This is a genomic window from Pseudomonas sp. 2995-3, from assembly GCF_002742565.1.
Lineage (GTDB): Bacteria > Pseudomonadota > Gammaproteobacteria > Pseudomonadales > Pseudomonadaceae > Aquipseudomonas > Aquipseudomonas edaphica.
This window is the reverse complement of the sequence record NZ_LJSB01000178.1, coordinates 66,576-88,142: the sequence shown is the minus strand read 5'-3', so window position 1 is coordinate 88,142 and position 21,567 is coordinate 66,576. Positions and strand designations below refer to the sequence as shown.

The following is a 21,567-nucleotide window of genomic DNA, read 5'->3' as shown; positions in this document are numbered from 1 at the left end:
TGGGAATGCATCCCGTGACGCTCTGCGTCACCGTTGCGCAAACCTTCGCCTGCTTCGGGACGCAGAGCGTCCCAGGCGGCATTCCCACGCAGAGCGTGGGAACGATCGGTCAACACTGAATACCTTAAGGCAAGCCAATCCCCTGTGGCGAACAGGCTTGCCCTGCGTTGGGCTGCGAAGCGGCCCTAAAACCTGAGGACGCGTTCTGCCTGAATAAGCGCGGTGGTCTTATTGGGGCTGCTGCGCAGCCCAACGCAGGGCAAGCCTGCTCGCCACAACAAGACCTCTCAGGGTCGCATCCAACCTTTCACAAAACCTTCATCAAACCGCCGCCCGGCAGTCATGTGCAAGTAATAGCACTGACACCTCCCGCGCCTACTGTCGTTTGAACTCAACCGCAGCCCTTGTGTGGCTGTTCAAACCAGACAGAGAAGCCCATGACTCACGCTATCCATGTCGATCACTTGAACAAGACCTTTGCGAAGAAGTCCGCATTGGTCGACCTCGAACTCACCATTGCCGCAGGTGAGATGGTCGCGCTGATTGGCGCTTCCGGTTCCGGCAAGTCCACGTTGTTGCGCCATTTGGCGGGCCTGGCCTGTTGCGACAAGAGCAACGGTGGCAGCGTCAAGGTGTTGGGCCGGGAGGTGCAGGCCAGTGGGCGCTTGAATGGCAAGGTGCGGCGGTTGCGCGCAGACATCGGCTACATCTTCCAGCAGTTCAACCTGGTCAACCGCCTGAGCGTGCTCGACAACGTATTGCTCGGCTGCCTGGGCCGTATGCCGCGCTGGCGCGGCAACCTCGGTTTGTTCAATGCCGAGGAAAAGGCGTTTGCCCTCGAATCCCTCGCCCGCGTGGGCTTGGCTGACCTGGCCGGGCAGCGTGCTTCGACCTTGTCCGGCGGCCAGCAGCAGCGCGTGGCGATTGCCCGTGCATTGACCCAGCGCGCCGAAGTGATCCTCGCCGATGAGCCTATTGCCTCGCTGGACCCGGAGTCGGCGCGCAAGGTCATGGAGATCCTCGCCGACATCAACTGCCGCGACGGCAAGACCGTGGTGGTGACCCTGCATCAAGTCGATTACGCCATGCGTTATTGCCCGCGTGCCGTGGCCCTTAAAGGCGGCCGCATTCATTTCGACGGGCAGGGCAGCGCCATGAGCAGCCAGTTCCTCAACGATTTGTACGGTGCCGACGTCGACACCAGCCTGATGTTTTCCGACCACACCCGCACAGCCGTCGCCGCGCCTCGGCTGGCCATGGCGCGCGCTTGAAACCCTACTCACGACCCACAGGAATCCCGTCCATGTTGAACCGTATCGGCCAAGTGTTTCTGTCTGCGGTGTTGCTGGCCGGCGCCGCCATGGGCACTGCCCAGGCCGCCGACAAAGCCATCAACTTCGGCATCATGTCCACCGAGTCTTCGCAGAACCTCAAGAGCATCTGGCAGCCGTTTTTGGATGACATGCACAAGAAAACAGGCCTGACCATCAACGCCACCTTCGCCTCCGACTACGCCGGTTTGATCCAGGGCATGCGCTTTAACAAGGTCGACGTGGCCTGGCTGGGCAACAAGGCGGCGATGGAAGCCGTGGACCGTTCCAACGGCGAGATCTTCGCCCAGACCGCCGCCGCCAACGGCGCCGCCGGTTACTGGAGCGTGCTGATCGTGCGCAAGGACAGCCCGATCAACAACGTCGACGACATGCTCAAGAACGCCAAGAACCTGACCTTCGGCAACGGTGACCCGAACTCCACCTCGGGCTACCTGGTGCCGGGCTACTACGTGTTCGCCAAGAACCATGTGGATGCCGCCACCGCGTTCAAACGCACGCTCAACTCCAGCCATGAAGTCAACGCACTCAGCGTGGCCAAGGGGCAGTTGGACGTGGCCACCTTCAACACCGAAAGCTGGGACCGCCTGGAAGTCACCCAGCCGGACAAAGCCGCAATGCTCAAGGTGATCTGGAAATCGCCGCTGATTCCGGCCGACCCGATGGTGTGGAGCAAGGCGCTGACGGACAGCGAGAAAACCAAGATCCGTGATTTCTTCGCCCACTACGGCGACACCGATGAAGAGAAGGCGGTGTTGAAGAACATGCAGTTGGGCAAGTTCCTCGCCTCCAACGACGACCAGCTCTTGCCGATCCGCCAGCTGGAGCTGTTCAAGCAGCGCACCACCATCAGTGCCGACAACAAGCTTGAGGCAGCCGACAAGGCCAAGAAGCTCGCCGACATCGATGCTGACCTGGCCAAGCTGCAACAGCGCATCTCCGAGCTGGACAAGAAGACCGCAGCAAACGGCTAACCCCTGTGGGAGCGGGCTTGCCCGCGATTGCGGTGTATCAGCCAACAAATTTGTAACTGACAGACCGCTATCGCAGCGGTGCGGCGATCCGACAAGCCAGCTCCCACATTTTGATCGAGGACAACCATGACGACTTTACATGCTGAAGCGGTGGGTAAAAGAACCTGGCCGCAATACCTCGGCTGGGGCCTGTTCCTGGTCCTGCTGGCCTGGGCCTGGCACGGCGCCGAGATGAACCCGCTGGCGCTGTACCGCGATTCCGGAAATATGGCGACCTTCGCCGCCGACTTCTTCCCGCCCGACTTCCACGAATGGCGCTCCTACCTCAAGGAGATGATCGTCACCGTACAAATCGCCCTGTGGGGCACGGTGCTGGCCATCGTCTGCTCGGTGCCGCTGGGCATCTTGTGCGCCGACAACATCACCCCGTGGTGGGTCCACCAACCGCTGCGCCGCGTGATGGATGCCTTCCGCTCCATCAATGAAATGGTCTTCGCCATGTTGTTCGTGGTCGCCGTCGGCCTCGGTCCGTTTGCCGGTGTATTGGCCTTGTGGATCAGCACCACCGGCGTGCTCGCCAAGTTGTTTGCCGAAGCCGTCGAAGCCATCGACCCAGGCCCGGTAGAAGGCGTGCGCGCCACCGGTGCAAGTGCCCTGCAGGAAGTGATCTACGGCGTGATCCCGCAAGTGATGCCGCTGTGGGTGAGCTACGCGTTGTATCGCTTCGAAGCCAATGTGCGCTCAGCCACCGTGGTGGGCATGGTCGGCGCCGGCGGGATCGGCGTGATCCTCTGGGAAAACATTCGCGCTTTCCAGTTCGTACAAACCTGCGCGGTGCTGCTGGTGATCATCGTGGTGGTGAGCTGTATCGACGTGCTGTCCCAACGCCTGCGCAAGCAGTTCATCTGACGCCGGAGGGGTGCCCGCGCGGCGCTTTTTTTAAGCATGCAGTTGTCTAGACAAGATGAGCCGGTGTACCGCGAACTCGCGGATATCCTGCGCCGTGAATTGAGCAGCTACCAGGCCGGTGACTTCCTGCCCGGCGAGGTGCACATGGCCGAGCGCTTTGGCGTCAACCGCCACACCTTGCGCCGCGCCATCGACGAGTTGGTGTTTGAAGGCAGCCTGTTGCGCCGTCAGGGCAAGGGCACTCAAGTGCTCGACCGCCCGCTGATTTACTCGATGGGCGCCGAGACCTCCTACAGCCAATCGCTGTCGGCCCAGGGCGTCGGCGTGCAGGCGGTGTTGCTCAAGCGCCGCTATTGCTACGCCAGCCGCGACGAAGCCGAGCATTTGGGCATCGCCGAGATGGCCCCGATGATCGAGCTGCAAACCCTGCGCAAGCTTGATCACCAGCCCGTCAGCCTGATCCGTCATCGCTACTGCGCCAGCCGTGCGCCATTGCTGGCCGATTACAACGGCGGCTCTCTGCGCCAGTACCTGCGTGAACGAGCGCTGCCGCTGACCCGCACCCAAAGCCTGATCGGTGCGCGTTTGCCCAACCGTGATGAAGCCGCGCTGCTGATGATGCCTCGGCACTTGCCGGCCCTCACGGTGTTTACCCTTTCCTGCGATCGCGATGGCCGCCCGGTGGAGCTGGCGCAGTCCACCAGCCGTTCGGATCGCTTCCAGTACCAAGTGGTGACTTGAATGATGAGTGTGTCCCCGCGACAACATTGGATCGGCGTATTAGCCCGCGCCCAGCTCAATGAATTGCAACCCTTTGAGTCCGCCTTGAAGGATGCCGAATACCAACTGATCCGCGCCCCGGAAATCGGCATGACCCTGGTACGCGGGCGCATGGGCGGTGACGGCGCGGCCTTCAACGTCGGCGAAATGAGCGTGACCCGCTGCGTGGTGCGCCTGGCCGACGGCCGCACCGGCTACAGCTACCTGGCCGGGCGCGACAAGCTGCATGCCGAGCTGGCCGCGTTGGCCGATGCGCATCTGCAAGGCACGCAACCGAGCCTGTGGCTCAGCGACTTGATCACCTCCCTGGCCACTGCCCAGGCCCAGCGCCGTGCGCAAAAAGAAGCCGACACCGCTGCCACCAAGGTCGAGTTCTTCACCCTGGTACGAGGAGAAAACTGATGAACGCTCAACTGTTGCAACCGGCGTTTGTCGAGCCGGTGCTGGATGCCCAACGCGGTTTTCGTGCTGCCCTCAAGGCGCTGGCCGAACCCGGTTTGATCCAGCATCTGCCGTCCGCGCCACGCCTCGACGGCCTGGCGCCCGCCACCTACGCGCTGTGCCTGGCCCTGCTGGATATGGACACGCCGCTGTGGCTGGCGCCGAGCTTCAACACGCCGCTGATCCGCGCCAACCTGGCCTTCCACTGCGGTTGCCCGCTCACCGATAAACGCGAAGACGCGGTGTTCGCGCTGCTCGGCGAGCAAGACCTGCTCGACCTCGGCGGCTTCGACCACGGCAACGACCGTTACCCGGATCAGTCCTGCACCTTGCTGGTTCAGCTTACCGACCTGGAGTCCGGTCGCGGCCTGTACTGGCGCGGCCCAGGGATCAAAACCCAGCGCCTGGTCAACCTGCCGGTGCCGCAAGCCTTCTGGCAAGAGCGCCAACGCCGCGAAGCCTTCCCGCGTGGTCTGGACCTGGTGTTCACCGCCGGCCACCACCTGATCGGCCTGCCGCGCAGCAGCCGTATTGCACAGGAGCACGCCTGATGTACGTAGCCGTCAAAGGTGGCGAACAGGCCATCGACAATGCCCACCGCCTGCTGGCAAAAAAACGTCGGGGCGATACCGCCATTCCTGAACTCAGCGTGAGGCAAATCCGCGAGCAATTGCCGCTGGCGGTGGCGCGGGTGATGACCGAAGGCTCGTTGTTCGACGAAGAGCTGGCTGCGCTGGCGATCAAGCAGTCAGCAGGGGATTTGGTCGAGGCGATCTTCCTGCTGCGCGCCTACCGCACCACGCTGCCGCGCTTCAGCCCGAGCCTGCCGATTGATACGTCGCAGATGTGCTTGAGCCGACGTTTGTCGGCCACCTTCAAGGACGTGCCCGGTGGTCAACTGCTCGGCCCGACCTTCGACTACACCCACCGTCTGCTGGATTTTTCGCTGCTGGCCGAAGGTCAATACCCAGGCCCACAGACCACGGCGGACGCGCAGATTGACGCCTGCCCACGGGTGCTCGGTTTGCTCGCCAAAGAAGGCTTGATCAAAAACGAAGCCGACGACAACGCCAGCGTTGCCGACATCACCCGCGACCCGTTGGAATACCCGGCCAGCCGTGCCGAGCGCCTGCAAGCCCTGGCCCGTGGCGACGAAGGTTTTCTGCTGGCGCTGGGCTACTCGACCCAACGCGGTTACGGCCGCAACCACCCGTTTGCCGGTGAGATTCGCATCGGCGACGTCGAAGTGTGGATCGACCCCGAAGAGTTGGGCTTTCCCATCTGCCTGGGCAGCATCGAAGTCACCGAGTGCGAGATGGTCAACCAATTCGTCGGCTCGGCCACTGAGCTGGCGCAGTTCACCCGTGGTTACGGCCTGGCGTTCGGGCATGCCGAGCGCAAGGCCATGGGCATGGCGCTGGTCGACCGCTCGCTGCGCGCCGGGGAATACAACGAAGAAGTCGTCTCACCGGCCCAACGCGAAGAGTTTGTGCTGGCCCATTGCGACAACGTCGAGGCGGCGGGGTTTGTTTCGCACCTCAAATTGCCTCACTACGTGGACTTCCAGTCCGAGCTGGAACTGATCCGCAAACTGCGCCAACCGGCCGAGGGCAACCGCCATGAATGACTTGACCCTACCGGCTGTGCGCGACCCGGCGTACAACTTCGCCTACCTCGACGAACAGACCAAACGCATGATCCGCCGCGCCTTGCTCAAGGCCGTGGCGATTCCCGGTTACCAAGTGCCGTTTGGCGGCCGCGAAATGCCATTGCCTTACGGCTGGGGCACCGGCGGCATGCAATTGACCGCCGCGATCCTCGGTGATGATGACGTGCTCAAGGTGATCGACCAGGGCGCCGACGACACCACCAATGCCGTGTCGATCCGGCGCTTTTTCGCCCGCACGGCGGGGGTTGCCACCACCGAAGCGACGCCCGACGCCAGCGTGATCCAGACCCGCCACCGCATCCCGGAAACGGCGCTGCAGGCCGGTCAGATCATGGTTTACCAGGTGCCGATCCCCGAGCCGCTGCGCTTTATCGAACCCTCGGAAACCGAGACCCGCACCATGCACGCCCTCAATGACTACGGGGTGATGCACGTCAAACTCTACGAAGACATCGCCACCTTCGGCCACATCGCCACCAGCTACGCCTACCCGGTGATGGTCGATGAGCGCTACGTGATGGACCCGTCGCCGATCCCCAAATTCGACAACCCCAAACTCGACATGAGCCCGGCGCTGATGCTGTTCGGCGCCGGTCGCGAAAAGCGCCTGTACGCGGTGCCGCCGTACACCCAGGTCACCAGCCTGGACTTCGAAGACCATCCGTTCGAAGTGCAGCAGTGGGAACACAACTGCGCCATCTGCGGCAGCCACGATTCCTTCCTCGACGAGCTGATTCTCGACGACGCGGGAACCCAGAGTTTTGTGTGTTCCGACACCTGGTATTGCGCCCAACGGGTCAAGGAGAACAACCAGTGAGCCAGCCTTTGCTTCAAGTACGTGACCTGTCGTTGCTTTACGGCCCGGAGAAGGGCTGCCAGGGCGTCAGCTTTGATCTTTACCCGGGTGAAGTGTTGGGGATTGTCGGCGAATCCGGCTCAGGTAAATCCACCTTGCTCTCGCTGCTGAGCGGCCGTTTACCGCCGCAAGCGGGCAGCATCGGCTATCGCAGCAAGGACGGCGAATGGCTGGATTTGTACAGCTCCAGCGAAGCCGAGCGCCGCACCTTGCTGCGCACCGAGTGGGGCTTTGTCGAGCAGAACCCACGGGACGGCCTGCGCATGGGCGTGTCGGCCGGCGCCAACATCGGCGAACGCCTGATGGCCCAAGGCCTGCGCAACTATGCGCAACTGCGCGGCGCCGGTCTGGATTGGCTCGGCCAGGTGGAAATCGACCCGCAGCGCATCGACGATTTGCCGCGCACCTTCTCGGGCGGCATGCAGCAGCGCCTGCAAATCGCCCGCAACCTCGTCTCCAGCCCGCGCCTGGTATTCATGGACGAACCCACCGGCGGCCTGGATGTGTCGGTGCAAGCGCGCCTGCTCGACCTGTTGCGCGGCCTGGTACGTGAGCTGGATCTGGCGGTGGTGATCGTCACCCACGACCTGGCCGTTGCACGTTTGCTCGCCGACCGCCTGATGGTGATGCGCCGCTCCCATGTGGTGGAAACCGGGCTCACTGACCAGATCCTCGACGATCCACAGCACCCTTACTCTCAACTGCTGGTGTCTTCGGTATTGCAGCCATGATGAATGCCTTGATCGAGGTCCGTGACCTCTCTAAAACCTTCACCCTGCATCAGCAACACGGCGTGGTGCTTAACGTGTTGCGCGGTGTGGCGTTCAGTGTGCAGGGCGGTGAGTGCCTGGTGCTGCATGGCCAGTCCGGCGCGGGTAAAAGCACCTTGCTGCGCACCCTGTACGGCAACTACCTGCCGGCGGGCGGCAGTATTCGTGTGCAGCATGCCGGTGAGTGGCTGGAGCTGGTCGGCGCCGAGCCGCGTGACATTCTTCAGGTGCGTCAGCAGACCCTCGGTTACGTCAGCCAGTTTCTGCGCGTCATCCCCCGCGTGGCCTGCCTGGACGTGGTGATGGAGCCGGCCCTGGCGCGTGGCTGGGCCAAGGCCGATGCGCAAGCCCGCGCCGAACAGTTGCTTACGCGCCTGAACATCCCGCAGCGCTTGTGGCAACTGGCGCCCGGCACGTTCTCCGGTGGTGAGCAACAGCGCGTCAACATCGCCCGGGGCTTCATGGTCGCCTGGCCGGTGATGTTGCTGGACGAACCTACCGCGTCCCTGGACGACAACAACCGCCAGGTGGTGCTGGAACTGATGAACGAAGCCAAGGCCGCCGGCGCGGCGCTGATCGGCATCTTCCACGACCGCGCCGCCCGTGAAGCGGTCGCCGACCGCCATTTCGACATGACCCCATCGCCCGTCGCCCAAGAGGAATACGCCCATGCCCGCTGAACAGATCCTCACCCATGCCCAGGTCGTCACGGCGGAGCGCATGTTCCAGGGCACGGTGGTGCTGCGCGACGGCAAGATTGTCGACCTCGCCGAAGGCCGCAGCCAGTTGCCCCAGGCCCAGGACCTGGGCGGCGATTGCCTGCTGCCGGGCCTGGTGGAGCTGCACACCGACAACCTGGAAAAACACATGACCCCGCGCCCAGGCGTGGATTGGCCGTCGATCTCGGCGGTGCTCAGCCATGATGCGCAAATCATCGCGGCGGGGATCACTACAGTGTTCGACGCGGTGTCCATCGGCGATGTGAACCCCAAGGGCAACCGCATGAAAAAGCTGCCGGCGATGCTCGACGCGATCGCCCAGGCTGAAGACGCCGGCTTGACCCGCGCCGAACACCACCTGCACCTGCGCTGCGAGCTGTGCCACCCGGACACCCTCAGCGTGTTCCGCGACCTGGTGGAAAACCCGCTGGTGCGCCTGGTGTCGGTGATGGACCATTCGCCGGGCCAGCGCCAGTTCGTGCTCGAATCCAAGTACCGTGAGTACTACATGGGCAAGTACCACCTCAACGACGAAACCATGGACGCGTTTATCGTGCTGCAAATGGCCAATTCCAAGCAATACAGCGACCGCTATCGCGCGGCCATTGTTGCGCATTGCCTGGAGCGCGGCCTGTCGGTGGCCAGCCATGACGACGCGACGCTGGCGCATGTGGAGGAGTCGGCGGGCTATGGCATGACCATTGCTGAATTCCCCACCACGCTGGAGGCGGCCAAGGGCTGCCAGGCGCTGAACATGAAAGTGCTGATGGGCGCGCCGAACGTGGTGCGCGGCGGGTCGCACTCGGGTAATGTGGCCGCCGCCGGGCTGGCTGCCGAGGGATTGCTGGATATACTTTCCAGTGATTACTACCCGGCCAGCCTGTTGCAGGCGGCGTTTGTGCTGGCCGATCAACAGGACGGCGGCGACCTGTCGCGGGCCGTCAAGATGATCAGCCTGGCGCCTGCACAAGCGGCGGGCCTCAATGATCGCGGTGAAATTGCCATTGGCCTGCGAGCGGATTTGGTGCAAGCCCGCCGCTGCGAGGGGCTTCCTGTGGTGCAACAAGTCTGGCGACAAGCGAAGAGGGTGTTTTGATGGCAGGCAGGTTGATCTATCTCATCGGGCCATCCGGTTCGGGCAAGGACAGCCTGCTGGATGCCGCACGCCCACGCTTGGCCGAGCGCGGCTGCCGCATTGTGCGCCGGGTGATCACCCGCTCGCCGGAAGCGGTGGGCGAGGCCGCACAAGGGGTGAGCCCGGAACAGTTCGCCGCGATGCAGGCCGAGGGCGCGTTTGCCCTCAGTTGGCAGGCCAATGGGTTGTGGTATGGCATTCCCAAGGCCATCGACGAATGGCTGGCGGCGGGGGACGATGTGCTGGTCAATGGTTCGCGTGCGCACCTGGCGCAAACCCGCGAGCGCTATCCGGGCTTGCTGGTATTGCTGTTGACGGTGGATCAGGCCGTATTGCGCCAGCGCCTGATGGCACGCGGGCGCGAGTCCCAGGCCGATATCGAGGAACGCCTGGCGCGCAATGCGCGGTTCACCGCCGATTTGATCGCGGGTAATGGCGCCGGGTTGTTTGTGCTCGACAATTCCGGCCCGCTGGAAAACACCGTCGAGCGCTTGCTGTGCTGCCTCGATCACGGGCACACGGCATGCGCCTGACCTTACTGGGCACCGGTGATGCGCGGCAGGTTCCGGTGTATGGCTGCGAGTGCGCGGCGTGCGGTCTGGCGCGCAGCGACGCCAGCCTGCGCCGCCGCCCGTGCAGCGCGTTGATCGAGTGCGGCGAGCAGCGCTGGTTGATCGACAGCGGCTTGCCCGACCTCTGTGAACGCTTCCCGCCACGCAGCTTCAACGGGATTTTGCAGACGCACTATCACGCCGATCATGCGCAGGGTTTGTTGCACCTGCGCTGGGGCCAGGGCTTGATCATTCCGGTACACGGCCCCGCCGACCCGGAGGGTTTGTCCGACCTCTACAAACATCCGGGCATCCTCGATTTCAGCCAGCCGTTTGCCGAGTTTGAAACACGGCAGTTTGGTGAGCTGAGCGTCACTGCATTGCCGTTGCAACATTCAAAACCGACCTTGGGTTATCTGCTGGAAGGCGAGGGACGGCGCATCGCCTACCTCACCGACACGGTGGGTTTGCCGCCGGCCACGCTGGCCTGGTTGCAACGGCAGCCGTTGGACGTGTTGGTGCTCGACTGCTCCATGCCGCCGCAGCCGCAAGCGCCGCGTAACCACAATGACCTGACGTTGGCGTTGCAGGGCATTGAGGAGACGGGTGCGAAATTGGGCGTGCTGACCCATGTAGGGCACACCTTGGATGCCTGGTTGCTGGAACACCGACGCGAGTTGCCACGGCATGTGACGGTGGCCTGGGATGGCCGGATTATTTGAACACCGCATAACCCTGTGGGAGCTGGCTTGCCTGCGATGGCATCAACTCGGTGTGCCTGATGTGCAGAGGTGTCTGCATCGCAGGCAAGCCAGCTCCCACATTTAGACTGTGTTGCATCAGGTAGATAGGCTTTTGCTTTGCACTTGATCTGGCTCTTGCTTCAACCACTCGACTCCAAAGCGCGCTGCAAACGCCTTGCGCCCCTTGGCCGTGACCCCCAGCGCGCGGCTGTCCAGATCCTGAGTCACCCACCCGCGATGGATCACGCATTGCAAAAAACCTGCGCCCAATGCCCCGGCCAAATGCGGGCGGCGCATGCTCCAGTCCAGGCAGGCACAGGCGAAACGCCGACGTTGCGCGCGTAACGCAGGCATATTCAGCCCCAACGCGATCATTGCGGTTTCGCCGGGGGCCGTCAGTGCATAGGTGCCGTCGCCAACCAGCCAACCAGAGGCAATGAAATGGTCGTGCAGGTGCACCGCCAGCGTGCCGGCCATGTGGTCGTAGCAGGTGCGTGCGAGCTGCAGGCGGTTGGGCGTGCTGGGGACAAATGCCTGGGCGGTGTTGCGGCTGATCACCATCAACCCTTCGATGGCCTGGGCCACGTGTGCGCCGGCGAGGCTGTAGTAGCGGTGTCGGCCCTGGGTGTGCAGCTTGAGCAGGCCATCGTCCTTGAGCCTGGCCAAGTGGGCGCTGGCCGTCGAGGTGCTGACGCCGGCAATCACGGCCATCTCGGTACTGGTGCGCGCATGGCCATCCATCAGCGCGCAGAGCATTTTTGTGCGCGCAGGCTCTGCTATCGCACCGGCGATTTGTGAGAGTGCCGCGTCATCATCAAAGGCGTTCATATTTCGTTCCTGAACGAATCATTGCCGCGTGGGAGGGCTGATAGTAACGCTTCTTTAAGCACAGGACGTCCCGGATGACACCGCTGCAAGCCGCTACCCATGTTGATCCCTATCCGTATTACGCAAGCCTGCGGCGCCATGAAGAACTGCTGTTCGATGCCGAGCTGGGCCTGTGGGTTGCCAGCCGCGCCAAGACGGTGGAGGCGGTGCTGACACACCCGGATTGTCGCGTACGCCCGTTGCATGAGCCGGTGCCCAAGGCGCTTGCACAGGGCGCGGCAGGACAGGTTTTTGCGCGGTTGATGCGCATGAACGAAGGCCCGGCGCATCGATGCCCGCGGGCGGCGATTGAACCCGCGTTGGCGGCAGTGGAGGCGTCGGCCATTGCTGAACGGGTCGCTCGGTTGATCGGCAGCGTGCAGACCCTGGATGCACTGATGTTTACCTTGCCCGTCTCGGTGGTCGCGTCGCTGCTGGGATGCCCGGCGCCACAGCTGGCATGTGTCGCCGGGCTAACGCGGGCGTTTGTCGCCGGCCTTTCACCGCTGAGCAGTGAAGCGCAGTTGTGCAATGCGCAGGCCGGCGCGTCGCAGCTGCAGCAGATGTTTTGTGCGGTGTTGGAAGAAACAGCGCTGATGGCTCATATCCGCAGTGGCAACTGGGAAAGTGCGCAGGTATTGACGGCCAATTTGATCGGCCTGTTGTCGCAGACCTGCGAAGCCAGCGCCGGGTTGATCGGCAACTCACTGGTGATGCTCGCGCGGCACCCTGAGCGGGTTGCGCAGATTATGCGCACGCCAGCCCTCGCCACGGCGCTGGTGGAGGAGGTGGCGCGTTACGATTCACCGGTGCAAAACACACGGCGATTCGTGGCGGCGCGCTGCACCATCGGCAACCGGGTGTTGGCGGCGGGAGAGAGTGTTTTAGTTCTGCTGGCGTCGGCCAATCGGGACGCTGAGGCCAACCCCAATCCTGATAGCTTCCAATTGGAGCGCACGCAACGGCGTCTGTTCAGCTTTGGTATCGGGCGCCATCAGTGCCCAGGCCAACAGATGGCGTTGACGATCGCCGCGCAAGCGCTGTTGGGTTTGTTGCGTCATCAGCCTGCCTTGCTGGCGGACGCTGGCCGGTTCAGCTACTGGCCCTCGCTTAACGGCCGTATCCCCAGGTTCAGCGCTGCGGCGCTAAGCCAGTAACCCTTCTGCATTTCAATATTCAGCAAAACACCCGGCAGTCCGACTGACAAAAACTGTGCTTGAGTAAAGATAACTCTAGGGTTGCTTTTGTTCGGGCCAAGCCAAGGAGGCTGGGGTGCAAAGCAGGTTATTGATCAAGGAGCTAGAGGCGGGTTGGGTGCTGGATCGGGTCACGGGCAGTCATCATGTTTTTACCCACCGCTATAACCCGTACACGATCCCGGTGCCTCATCCCAAAAAGGACCTGCCTATGGGCACGGTCCGCAGCATCAGAAAGCGCGCCGGGCTGTTTCAGTTTTAAGGAGAGCATGCATGCAATACCCAATGTGTATCGAATGGGGCGATGACTTCACCGCCACCGGTATCCAGATCCCCGATATTCCAGGCGCGGTCACTGCCGGGGACAGTTTTGAAGAGGCGTATAACGCAGCGGTAGAGATCGCCCACATCCTGCTGCAAGAGATCGCGGCCGAAGGCGGGGTGATTCCGATGCCGACGTCCGTGGCCAACCACCATGCCCACGAAGATTACGCAGGCATGGGCTGGGGGATGCTGGAGTTGGATATCTCGCCCTATCTGGGCAAGACCGAAAAGGTCAATGTGACCTTGCCCGGTTATGTCATTCAGCGCATCGACCGCTATGTGCGCGAGCACAAGGTCAAAAGCCGCTCGTCGTTTCTGGCGGATGCGGCGTTGGAGAAGTTGGTGCGTTCTTAAGCGGTAGCCACCTCGGCCTGGCGCGAAGCACCCAGGAACCGCAACAACGCCACCAGCGGGAACGCACTGCCCACCAGCATCACGCCCAGCCAGCCGCCGTGTTCATACACGCTGCTGGCAATCGCCGAGCCGAAGGCGCCGCCGATGAAGATGCTGGTCATGTACAGCGCGTTCAGGCGGCTGCGGCTGTTGGCGTCGAGGGCGTAGATGGTCCGTTGGCCGAGGACCATGTTCATCTGCACGCAGAAGTCCAGGACCACGCCGGTCACCGCCAGGCCGATCACGCTGTACAACGGGTGCACAAAGGCTGGCAGAAAACTCAACGCGGCAAACAGCATAGCCAGCAGTGAAGCGCGGTGCGTGTGCCCGGCATCGGCCAGGCGCCCGGCGATAGGCGCGGCGATGGCGCCCAGGGCGCCGACCAGGGCAAACAGGGCGATTTCGCTTTGGCTCAGGCCGTGGTTACGCGCCAGCTCCAACGGTGCAGCGGTCCAGAACAGGCTGAAAGTGGCGAACATGCAGCCTTGGTAGAAGGCGCGCTGACGCAGTAGCGGTTGCTTGCGCAGCAAGGTGCTCAGCGAGCCCAGCAGTTGGCCGTAACTGGCGCTGTGGTCGGGTTGGCGCTTGGGGATAGTCAGCATCAGCACGGCACTGATAAACACCATCACCGCGGCCGCCGCCATGAACATCGCACGCCAGCCAAAGTGGTCAGCCACCAGGCTGGACACCGGCCGCGCCAGCAGGATGCCCAGCAACAGGCCGCCCATGATGCTGCCGACTACACGGCCTCGGGACTCGGCGGGCGCCAGGTGCGCGGCCAGCGGGATAAGAATCTGCACCGAGACGGAACTGAAGCCGATCAGCAACGACACAAGCAGGAACACATTCGGCTGCTCGGCAAACGCCGCACCCAGTAGGCTGGCGATGGCCACCAGGTTGGTGATGATCATCAGCTTGCGGTTTTCCAGCAGGTCGCCCAGCGGCACCAGAAAGAACAGGCCCAGGGCATAGCCGATTTGCGTGAGTGAGACGATCAGGCTCGCCAGTGGCGGGGGCAGGCCGATGTCCGGCGCGATCAACTCGATGATCGGCTGGGCGTAGTAGATGTTGGCAACAATGGCGCCGCAACAGAACGCAAACAGCATCACCATGCCTCGGGTCATGGTGCTTGAAGCGTGTGAGGTAGCGGTCATGGTGTTCTCATTCAAGCGAAGGAAGGTAGCGGGCGAGAGTAAAGACAACGTCTGCGCCGGTGTAGAGCGCGCGCATTGATATCACTCATGCCGCAAATTAATGACTGAATCGTTAACTTTTGGGGCGAGCGCCAATGATACATTCAGGCATAACTGTCGAAACAGGAAATCCACTGCGATGAAAATCACGCTGAACAAGATGCTCCTGGCCTCCACCCTGGCTGCGGCCATGGCCATCGGGCTGGCCAACGCCGCCGAGGCCCCACGGGTCGGCGTACGCGGCGCCATTACTGCGATGGACGGTGACGCGATGCACGTCAAGGTCAACAGTGGCGAAGAGGTTGTGGTGCATCTGACGCCGGCCACCCAGGTACGCGCCGTTACCCTGGCCAAGATCGATGAGATCAAGCCCGGCAGCTACATTGGCTCGGCTGCCATGCCGAACGCCGATGGCACCCTGACTGCGCTGGAAGTCCACGTATTCCCACCGGCCATGGCCGGCACGGGTGACGGGCACCGCGCGTTTGATTTGAAAGAAGGCAGCAGCATGACCAACGGCACGGTTGGCGACCTGGTGGTCAGCAACGGGCGCACCCTGACCGTGAAGTACAAAGGCGGCGAGCAGAAGATTGTGGTGCCGGATGATGTGCCAATCGTGAACCTGGAGCCGGGCGATCGCAGCTTGCTCAAGGCGGGCGTGAAGGTGGTGTTGTTTGCGGCGCAGGGCGCGGATGGGACCATTACGGCCCAGGCGATCTCGGCCGGCAAGGATGGCGTGACACCGCCGATGTAACGGACCCAACACAAAACAAATGTGGGAGCTGGCTTGTGTGGGAGCTGGCTTGCCTGCGATAGCATCCCCTCGGTGTAACTGACACACCGAGGGGATGCTATCGCAGGCAAGCCAGCTCCCACATTTTTTACCGCGTACCTTCAGTTATTGTCCCGAATAGATCTGGTCAAAAATCCCGCCATCATTGAAGTGAGTTTTCTGCACGGTACGCCAGTCACCAAAGGTCTTCTCCACCGACAAGAAGTCGACTTTCGGGAAGCGGTCGGTGTACTTGGCCAGCACTTTCGGGTCACGTGGGCGCAGGTAGTTGTTGGCGGCAATTTCCTGGCCTTCCGGCGACCACAGGTACTTCAGGTAATCCTCGGCAGCTACACGGGTGCCTTTCTTGTCGACCACTTTGTCGACCACCGACACCGGCGGCTCGGCTTCGGCGGAGACGCTTGGGTAGATCACTTCGAACTGATCACGGCCGAATTCACGGGCGATCATTTCGGCTTCGTTCTCAAAGGTCACCAGCACATCGCCGATCTGGTTGGTCATGAAGGTGGTGGTAGCGGCACGGCCGCCAGTGTCCAGCACCGGTGCATGTTTGAACAATTCACCGACGAACTTCTTCGCCTTGTCTTCATCACCACCATTTTTCAGCACATAACCCCAGGCCGACAGGTAGGTGTAGCGGCCATTACCCGAGGTCTTCGGGTTGGGCACGATTACTTGCACGCCATCTTTGAGCAGATCGGGCCAGTCTTTCAGGGCTTTGGGGTTGCCCTTGCGCACGATAAACACGGTGGCGGAGGTGAACGGCGCGCTGTTGTTCGGCAGGCGGGTCACCCAGTTGTCCGGCACCAGTTTGCCGTTGTCCGCCAGGGCATTGATGTCGGTGGCCATGTTCATGGTGATCACATCGGCCGGCAGGCCGTCGATCACCGAGCGCGCTTGTTTGCTGGAACCGCCGAAGGACATCTGCAACGTCAGCTTGTCGTTCGGATGCTCGGCTTCCCAGTGCTTCTGGAAGGCGGCGTTGTAGTCCTTGTAGAAGTCGCGCATCACGTCATAGGAGACGTTAAGCAGTGTGACCGGTGCGGCTTGCACGGCACCGGCCAGGGCCAGGCCCGCGGCCAGAAGAGAGGCGCTGAGGATTTTTTTCACTGCTCATTCCTTGTTGTTCGAGAGAAGAGTGGGGGCAATTTGCCAGCGACTATAGCCGGGCCTGCATAGGCGTTTAAAGATTAAAACGTACTGTGCTTATTCCACTTTATGAAACAGGTTGCTGCCGCAGCGCGAGCAAAACGCTGCGTTGGGTTCGTGGCTGTTTTTCTTGCACACCGGGCAATCGTGTTCCAGCTGCTCACCGCGCATGGCGCTGGCCAGTTCAGCGGTAAAAATTCCGGTGGGCACGGCGATGATCGAGTAACCGGTGATCATCACCAGCGACGAAATCACCTGGCCCAGCGGCGTCTTCGGCACGATATCGCCAAAGCCTACGGTGGTGAGGGTCACGATCGCCCAGTAAATGCCCTTGGGAATGCTGGTAAACCCGTGCTCCGGGCCTTCAATCACATACATCAGGGTGCCGAATACCGTCACCAGGGTGCACACGCTGACCAGGAACACCACGATCTTCTGCTTGCTGCCGCGCAGCGCCGCCATCAGGTAGTTGGCTTGCTTGAGGTACGGGCTGAGCTTGAGCACGCGGAAAATCCGCAGCATCCGAATGATGCGGATAATCAGCAGGTATTGCGCATCGCTGTAATACAGCGCGAGGATGCCGGGCACGATGGCCAGCAAGTCCACCAAGCCATAAAAGCTGAAGGCGTAGCGCAAGGGTTTGGGCGAGCAGTACAGCCGCAAGCCGTACTCGATGGCGAAGATCAGCGTGAAGCCCCATTCGATATAGGCCAGCACATCGGCGTAGTTCTGGTGGATTTCGTCGATGCTGTCGAGCATCACGATCACAATGCTGGCAAGAATGATCAGTAGCAGGATGCCGTCAAAGCGCCGCCCGGCTGCGGTGTCGCTCTGGAATACCATGACATAGAGGCGCTGGCGCCAGTCGCTGTTGCTGTTCATAAAACCCGCCTGAATCGAATATCGAGCAAGCCTAGGGGGATTCGAACGGGCTGTCCACGCGGGCTTTGAACATCCGCTGCGTGGCGCGCACCAGCCAGCAGGCGAGGATAAACGGCGCAGTCAACGCGGGCAGGTGCAGGATGGCAAAACCGGGTGTGAGGATAATCGCCAGCAGGATGCCCAGCAGTGGCAGCCACGGCTGGCGTCGTGACTGGCTCAAGGCCAGTGCCGCCAGCGCCGGGTTGTAGCTGTGCAGGCCGAGGAGGGCGCTGGCGGGTTCGTCGAGTAGTAGAGCCACCAGCACGCCAGCAGTGGCACCGACCAAGGCCCACAGGGCGGCGCGACGGTTGGCCAACAACAAGCCGACGGCAATCAAGACTCCCGCCAGTGGTTGGTCCAGCAGCATGACTTGCGCAAGGCCAATAAAGGGCGCGCTGACAATCGCAAAGAAGTTGGGCTCGACCAAGGCAAACGTAGGCTGAGGCGCGCTGCCGATCAACAGCCAACCCAGGCCGACAAAGGGCGCGGTGTACGCGGACAAGTCATCCGGGTGATGGGTATGTTTCAACCATAGCCGCGTGAGCATCGCACTCAGGCCGCCGCACGCCAGGATCAACGGCGGCAACAACGCCGACCAGGCGAAGTGCTGGCTGATCAACACACCCAGCAGCACGCCGTTGTAGCTATACAGGCCGGCCTGGCGCTCTGCCTTGGGATAACCCCGGCGCTGGGCCGTGAGCAAACCGGCGAGGCCGCCCAGCAACGCTCCGCCGAGCAAGGCCGGGGCGCCGATCAGGATGGCCAACAGGCACAGCAGGCCGCACAACGGCTGGCGCTGCAGGAATATCTGGCTGAAGCCGTTGAGCAGGGCTTCGGCCCAGTCGGGGCAGGTTGGGTTGTGCATGGTGGTTAGTCAGTGAGACCGAGTTGCCCTTATCGCAGGCAAGCCAGCTCCCACAGTTGGCTGTGTTCACACATAAAGAGGTGCGAACCCAATCAACTGTGGGAGCCGGGCTTGCCCGCGATGAGGCCCTTACAGACGCTAAATCAACGTCTCGATACGCAACGAATTGGTCGACCCCGGCTGCCCGAACGGCACCCCCGCGGTAATCACCAGGGTGTCCCCGCGCTGCGCCATGCCCTGCGCCTGGGCAATCTCCAGCGCCGTCGAGCACACCTCGTCCACCTGGCGCAGCCGGTCATTGACCACCGAATGCACGCCCCAGGCCACACTCAGCCGCCGCGCCGTGGACAGGTTCGGCGTGAGGTTGAGGATCGGCGCCACCGGCCGTTCCCGCGCCGCGCGCAGGCTGGAACTGCCGGACTCGCTGTAGTTCACCAGAACCGCCACTGGCAGGATGCTGCTGATGCGCCGGATCGCGCAGCTGATGGCGTCCGACACCGTGGCATCCGCCTTGGGCCGGCTCACGTCCAGTTGCGCCTGGTAATCCGGGCCGTTTTCCACTTGGCGGATGATCTTGCTCATCATCTGTACGGCTTCCAGTGGGTATTCGCCCGAGGCGGTTTCGGCCGAGAGCATCACCGCGTCCGCGCCTTCGGCCACGGCGTTGGCCACGTCGGTCACTTCGGCGCGGGTCGGTGCCGGTGAGAAGCGCATGGATTCGAGCATCTGCGTGGCTACTACCACCGGTTTACCCAATTGGCGGCAGGTGCTGATGATGTCTTTCTGGATCTGCGGCACGCTCTCGGCGGGCACTTCCACACCCAGGTCGCCTCTTGCAACCATGATCGCGTCGCTCAGTTCGGCGATCTCCTGCAAGCGCAGCACGGCTGAGGGTTTTTCGATCTTGGCCATCAGGAAGGCTTTGTCGCCGATCAGTTCGCGGGCTTCGCGGATATCTTCCGGACGTTGCACAAACGACAGCGCCACCCAATCCACGCCCAGCTCCAGGCCGAAGCTCAGGTCGCGGCGGTCCTTGGCGGTCAGCGGGCTGAGTTCCAGCAGCGCTTGCGGCACATTCACGCCTTTACGGTCGGACAGCTCGCCGCCATTGAGCACGGTGGTGTCGATGGCGTCGGCATGTTTGGTGATCACGCGCAGGCGCAATTTGCCGTCGTCCAGCAGCAGGTCCATGCCCGGCTCCAGCGCCGCGATAATCTCGGGATGGGGCAGGTTGACCCGGCGCTGATCGCCCGGGGTCGGGTCCAGGTCCAGGCGCAGCGCCTGGCCGCGCACCAGTTGCACTTTGCCCTCGGCAAAGCGCCCGACCCGCAGCTTCGGCCCTTGCAGGTCCATAAGGATGCCCAGCGGGTAGTTGAGCTGGCGCTCCACCTGGCGAATCCACTGGTAGCGCTGGGCGTGGTCGGCATGCTCGCCGTGGCTGAAGTTCAGCCGGAAGATATTCACCCCGGCTTCCACCAGCTCGCGGATGTCATCGATGCCGTCAGTGGCCGGGCCGAGGGTGGCGAGGATTTTGACTTTCTTGTCAGGCGTCATGTTTGGCAGTCTCAAGAATCAGGATGGCGCGCAAGTCATTGACATTGGTGCGGGTCGGCTCGGTGACGATCAAACCGTCGAGTGCGGCGAAGTAGCCATAGCCATTGTTGTTGTCCAGCTCGTCGCTGGCGCTAAGGCCCAGGGCTTCGGCGCGGCGGTAGCTGCACGGGGTCATGATTGCGCCGGCGTTGTCTTCGGAGCCGTCGATGCCGTCGGTGTCACCGGCCAGTGCGTACACGCCGGGCAGGCCTTTGAGGCTGTCGGTCAGGCTCAGCAGGAATTCAGCATTACGCCCGCCACGGCCATTGCCGCGCACGGTGACGGTGGTTTCACCGCCCGAGAGAATCACGCACGGCGCCGCCAAGGGCTGGCCATGCTGCACGATCTGCCGGGCGATACCGGCGTGTACCTTGGCCACGTCGCGTGCTTCACCTTCGAGGTCACCGAGGATCAACGGGCTGAACCCGGCCTGGCGAACTTTCACCGCTACCGCTTCCAGCGATTGCTGCGGGCGGGCGATCAATTGGAAGTGGCTGCGGGCGAGCACCGGGTCGCCGGGTTTGACGGTTTCCGAGGCGGGGTTCTGCAACCAGCTGCGCACCGATGCCGACGCCTCAATGCCGTAGCGCTTGAGAATCGCCAGGGCTTGCTGCGAGGTGCTCGGGTCGCCGACGGTGGGGCCGGAGGCGATCACTGTGGCCTGGTCGCCCGGCACATCCGAGATGGCGTAGGTGTACACCGTCGCCGGCCATGCGGCCTTGGCCAACCGGCCGCCCTTGATGGCCGAGAGGTGCTTGCGCACGCAATTCATCTCGCCAATGGTCGCGCCGGATTTGAGCAAGGCTTTGTTAATGGTTTGTTTGTCGGCCAGGGTGATGCCCTCGGCGGGCAGGGCCAGCAAGGCCGAACCACCGCCGGAGAGCAGGAAGATCACGCGGTCGTCTTCGGTGAGGTTGCTGATCAGTTCCAGCACACGCTTGGCGACGGCCAGGCCGGCCGCATCGGGCACCGGGTGTGCGGCCTCGACCACTTCGATTTTCTTGCACGGTGCGCCGTGGCCGTAACGGGTGACCACCAGGCCCGAGACTTCGCCCTGCCAGCAGTTCTCGACCACCAGCGCCATGGCGGCCGCGGCTTTGCCGGCGCCGATCACGATTACACGGCCGCTGCGGTCGGCGGGCAGATAAGGTTCAAGGACTTGCCGGGGGTGGGCGGCGTCGATGGCTGTGGCAAACAGCTCGCGAAGCAGGTGTTGCGGATCGACCGACATAAGCGGGCTCCCGGGGGGATTCTTGTTATTAGAGTTAAGACTTGAAACGGGATCAAAATGTGGGAGCTGGCTTGCCTGCGATAGCGGTGTACCAGGCAATGAATGTCTAACTGAAAGACCGCTATCGCAGGCAAGCCAGCTCCCACATTGGCCTGCATTTCAAA

At 62.5% G+C, this 21,567-nt stretch carries 24 protein-coding genes; 17 read left to right on the top strand and 7 right to left on the bottom strand.

From position 1 onward, the window contains the following. Positions 1 to 437 precede the first annotated feature (437 nt). The 13 genes from phnC to phnP all read left to right on the top strand — a co-directional run bounded on the left by phnC (position 438) and on the right by phnP (position 10,857). Positions 438 to 1,271, top strand: a complete 834-nt coding sequence (phnC, locus tag AOA62_RS15030) for a phosphonate ABC transporter ATP-binding protein (protein WP_099549048.1) — start codon at positions 438 to 440, stop codon at positions 1,269 to 1,271. 32 nt (positions 1,272 to 1,303) lie between these two features. Then, complete coding sequence (phnD, locus tag AOA62_RS15025) at positions 1,304 to 2,305, top strand: phosphonate ABC transporter substrate-binding protein (protein WP_099549047.1); 1,002 nt, start codon at positions 1,304 to 1,306, stop codon at positions 2,303 to 2,305. A gap of 126 nt (positions 2,306 to 2,431) precedes the next feature. Further along, complete coding sequence (phnE, locus tag AOA62_RS15020; protein WP_017136208.1) at positions 2,432 to 3,214, top strand: phosphonate ABC transporter, permease protein PhnE; 783 nt, start codon at positions 2,432 to 2,434, stop codon at positions 3,212 to 3,214. A 36-nt stretch (positions 3,215 to 3,250) separates the two neighbouring features. Beyond that, entirely contained in the window at positions 3,251 to 3,955 is a 705-nt protein-coding gene (gene phnF, locus AOA62_RS15015; protein ID WP_169985717.1) for a phosphonate metabolism transcriptional regulator PhnF, read from the top strand. A 3-nt stretch (positions 3,956 to 3,958) separates the two neighbouring features. Further along, a complete protein-coding gene (gene phnG / locus AOA62_RS15010) occupies positions 3,959 to 4,396 on the top strand; it encodes a phosphonate C-P lyase system protein PhnG (protein ID WP_099549108.1) in 438 nt (145 codons plus the stop codon). Continuing rightward, the gene (phnH, locus tag AOA62_RS15005; RefSeq protein ID WP_099549046.1) at positions 4,396 to 4,986 is read left to right on the top strand and encodes a phosphonate C-P lyase system protein PhnH; all 591 of its coding nucleotides are present in this window, start codon (positions 4,396 to 4,398) and stop codon (positions 4,984 to 4,986) included. Before phnG ends, phnH begins: the two co-directional genes overlap by 1 nt. After that, entirely contained in the window at positions 4,986 to 6,062 is a 1,077-nt protein-coding gene (locus AOA62_RS15000; protein WP_099549045.1) for a carbon-phosphorus lyase complex subunit PhnI, read from the top strand. Before phnH ends, AOA62_RS15000 begins: the two co-directional genes overlap by 1 nt. Beyond that, complete coding sequence (locus AOA62_RS14995; protein WP_099549044.1) at positions 6,055 to 6,921, top strand: alpha-D-ribose 1-methylphosphonate 5-phosphate C-P-lyase PhnJ; 867 nt, start codon at positions 6,055 to 6,057, stop codon at positions 6,919 to 6,921. The genes AOA62_RS15000 and AOA62_RS14995 overlap by 8 nt, the downstream gene beginning before the upstream one ends. Next, complete coding sequence (gene phnK / locus AOA62_RS14990) at positions 6,918 to 7,691, top strand: phosphonate C-P lyase system protein PhnK (RefSeq protein ID WP_256592331.1); 774 nt, start codon at positions 6,918 to 6,920, stop codon at positions 7,689 to 7,691. Before AOA62_RS14995 ends, phnK begins: the two co-directional genes overlap by 4 nt. Further along, a complete protein-coding gene (gene phnL, locus AOA62_RS14985; RefSeq protein WP_099549042.1) occupies positions 7,691 to 8,410 on the top strand; it encodes a phosphonate C-P lyase system protein PhnL in 720 nt (239 codons plus the stop codon). Before phnK ends, phnL begins: the two co-directional genes overlap by 1 nt. Further along, entirely contained in the window at positions 8,400 to 9,545 is a 1,146-nt protein-coding gene (locus tag AOA62_RS14980) for an alpha-D-ribose 1-methylphosphonate 5-triphosphate diphosphatase (protein WP_017136216.1), read from the top strand. The genes phnL and AOA62_RS14980 overlap by 11 nt, the downstream gene beginning before the upstream one ends. Continuing rightward, entirely contained in the window at positions 9,545 to 10,117 is a 573-nt protein-coding gene (gene phnN, locus AOA62_RS14975; protein ID WP_099549041.1) for a phosphonate metabolism protein/1,5-bisphosphokinase (PRPP-forming) PhnN, read from the top strand. The genes AOA62_RS14980 and phnN overlap by 1 nt, the downstream gene beginning before the upstream one ends. Then, positions 10,108 to 10,857 carry a phosphonate metabolism protein PhnP gene (gene phnP, locus AOA62_RS14970; RefSeq protein WP_099549040.1) on the top strand — a complete coding sequence of 250 codons (750 nt, stop codon included), beginning with the start codon at positions 10,108 to 10,110 and terminating at the stop codon, positions 10,855 to 10,857. The genes phnN and phnP overlap by 10 nt, the downstream gene beginning before the upstream one ends. 117 nt (positions 10,858 to 10,974) lie before the next feature. Here phnP and AOA62_RS14965 read toward each other — a convergent pair whose 3' ends face one another. Beyond that, positions 10,975 to 11,706 carry a helix-turn-helix transcriptional regulator gene (locus AOA62_RS14965; RefSeq protein WP_099549039.1) on the bottom strand — a complete coding sequence of 244 codons (732 nt, stop codon included), beginning with the start codon at positions 11,704 to 11,706 and terminating at the stop codon, positions 10,975 to 10,977. A 74-nt stretch (positions 11,707 to 11,780) separates the two neighbouring features. Here AOA62_RS14965 and AOA62_RS14960 point away from each other — a divergent pair, with 74 nt between their 5' ends. The 3 genes from AOA62_RS14960 to AOA62_RS14950 all read left to right on the top strand — a co-directional run bounded on the left by AOA62_RS14960 (position 11,781) and on the right by AOA62_RS14950 (position 13,619). Continuing rightward, positions 11,781 to 12,902: a cytochrome P450 gene (locus AOA62_RS14960; RefSeq protein ID WP_099549038.1), complete on the top strand. Its 1,122-nt coding sequence runs from the start codon at positions 11,781 to 11,783 to the stop codon at positions 12,900 to 12,902. A gap of 115 nt (positions 12,903 to 13,017) precedes the next feature. Further along, positions 13,018 to 13,203: a type II toxin-antitoxin system HicA family toxin gene (locus AOA62_RS14955; RefSeq protein WP_099549037.1), complete on the top strand. Its 186-nt coding sequence runs from the start codon at positions 13,018 to 13,020 to the stop codon at positions 13,201 to 13,203. A gap of 11 nt (positions 13,204 to 13,214) precedes the next feature. Continuing rightward, positions 13,215 to 13,619 (top strand): type II toxin-antitoxin system HicB family antitoxin, encoded by a 405-nt coding sequence (locus AOA62_RS14950; RefSeq protein ID WP_099489991.1) that lies wholly within the window; start codon positions 13,215 to 13,217, stop codon positions 13,617 to 13,619. On the opposite strand, the gene AOA62_RS14945 is transcribed toward AOA62_RS14950, so the two are convergent. Then, the gene (locus AOA62_RS14945; RefSeq protein ID WP_099549036.1) at positions 13,616 to 14,812 is read right to left on the bottom strand and encodes an MFS transporter; all 1,197 of its coding nucleotides are present in this window, start codon (positions 14,810 to 14,812) and stop codon (positions 13,616 to 13,618) included. The genes AOA62_RS14950 and AOA62_RS14945 overlap by 4 nt on opposite strands. A gap of 178 nt (positions 14,813 to 14,990) precedes the next feature. Between AOA62_RS14945 and AOA62_RS14940 the strand changes: the two genes are divergently transcribed. After that, positions 14,991 to 15,605, top strand: a complete 615-nt coding sequence (locus tag AOA62_RS14940; RefSeq protein WP_017136233.1) for a DUF5666 domain-containing protein — start codon at positions 14,991 to 14,993, stop codon at positions 15,603 to 15,605. 144 nt (positions 15,606 to 15,749) lie between these two features. Here the strand turns inward: AOA62_RS14940 and AOA62_RS14935 are convergent, their stop codons facing one another. From AOA62_RS14935 to AOA62_RS14915, 5 genes are all read right to left on the bottom strand, one after another. Further along, entirely contained in the window at positions 15,750 to 16,754 is a 1,005-nt protein-coding gene (locus AOA62_RS14935) for a sulfate ABC transporter substrate-binding protein (RefSeq protein WP_099549035.1), read from the bottom strand. A 96-nt stretch (positions 16,755 to 16,850) separates the two neighbouring features. Continuing rightward, on the bottom strand, positions 16,851 to 17,675 hold the full coding sequence (locus AOA62_RS14930; RefSeq protein ID WP_017136235.1) for an ion transporter: 825 nt from the start codon (positions 17,673 to 17,675) through the stop codon (positions 16,851 to 16,853). A gap of 31 nt (positions 17,676 to 17,706) precedes the next feature. Next, positions 17,707 to 18,579, bottom strand: coding sequence for an urea transporter (locus tag AOA62_RS14925; RefSeq protein WP_017136236.1), 873 nt, complete (start codon positions 18,577 to 18,579; stop codon positions 17,707 to 17,709). Between the two features lie 138 nt (positions 18,580 to 18,717). After that, a complete protein-coding gene (gene pyk, locus AOA62_RS14920) occupies positions 18,718 to 20,133 on the bottom strand; it encodes a pyruvate kinase (protein ID WP_099549034.1) in 1,416 nt (471 codons plus the stop codon). Continuing rightward, the gene (locus AOA62_RS14915; protein ID WP_099549033.1) at positions 20,123 to 21,403 is read right to left on the bottom strand and encodes a glycerate kinase; all 1,281 of its coding nucleotides are present in this window, start codon (positions 21,401 to 21,403) and stop codon (positions 20,123 to 20,125) included. Before AOA62_RS14915 ends, pyk begins: the two co-directional genes overlap by 11 nt. Positions 21,404 to 21,567 lie beyond the last annotated feature (164 nt).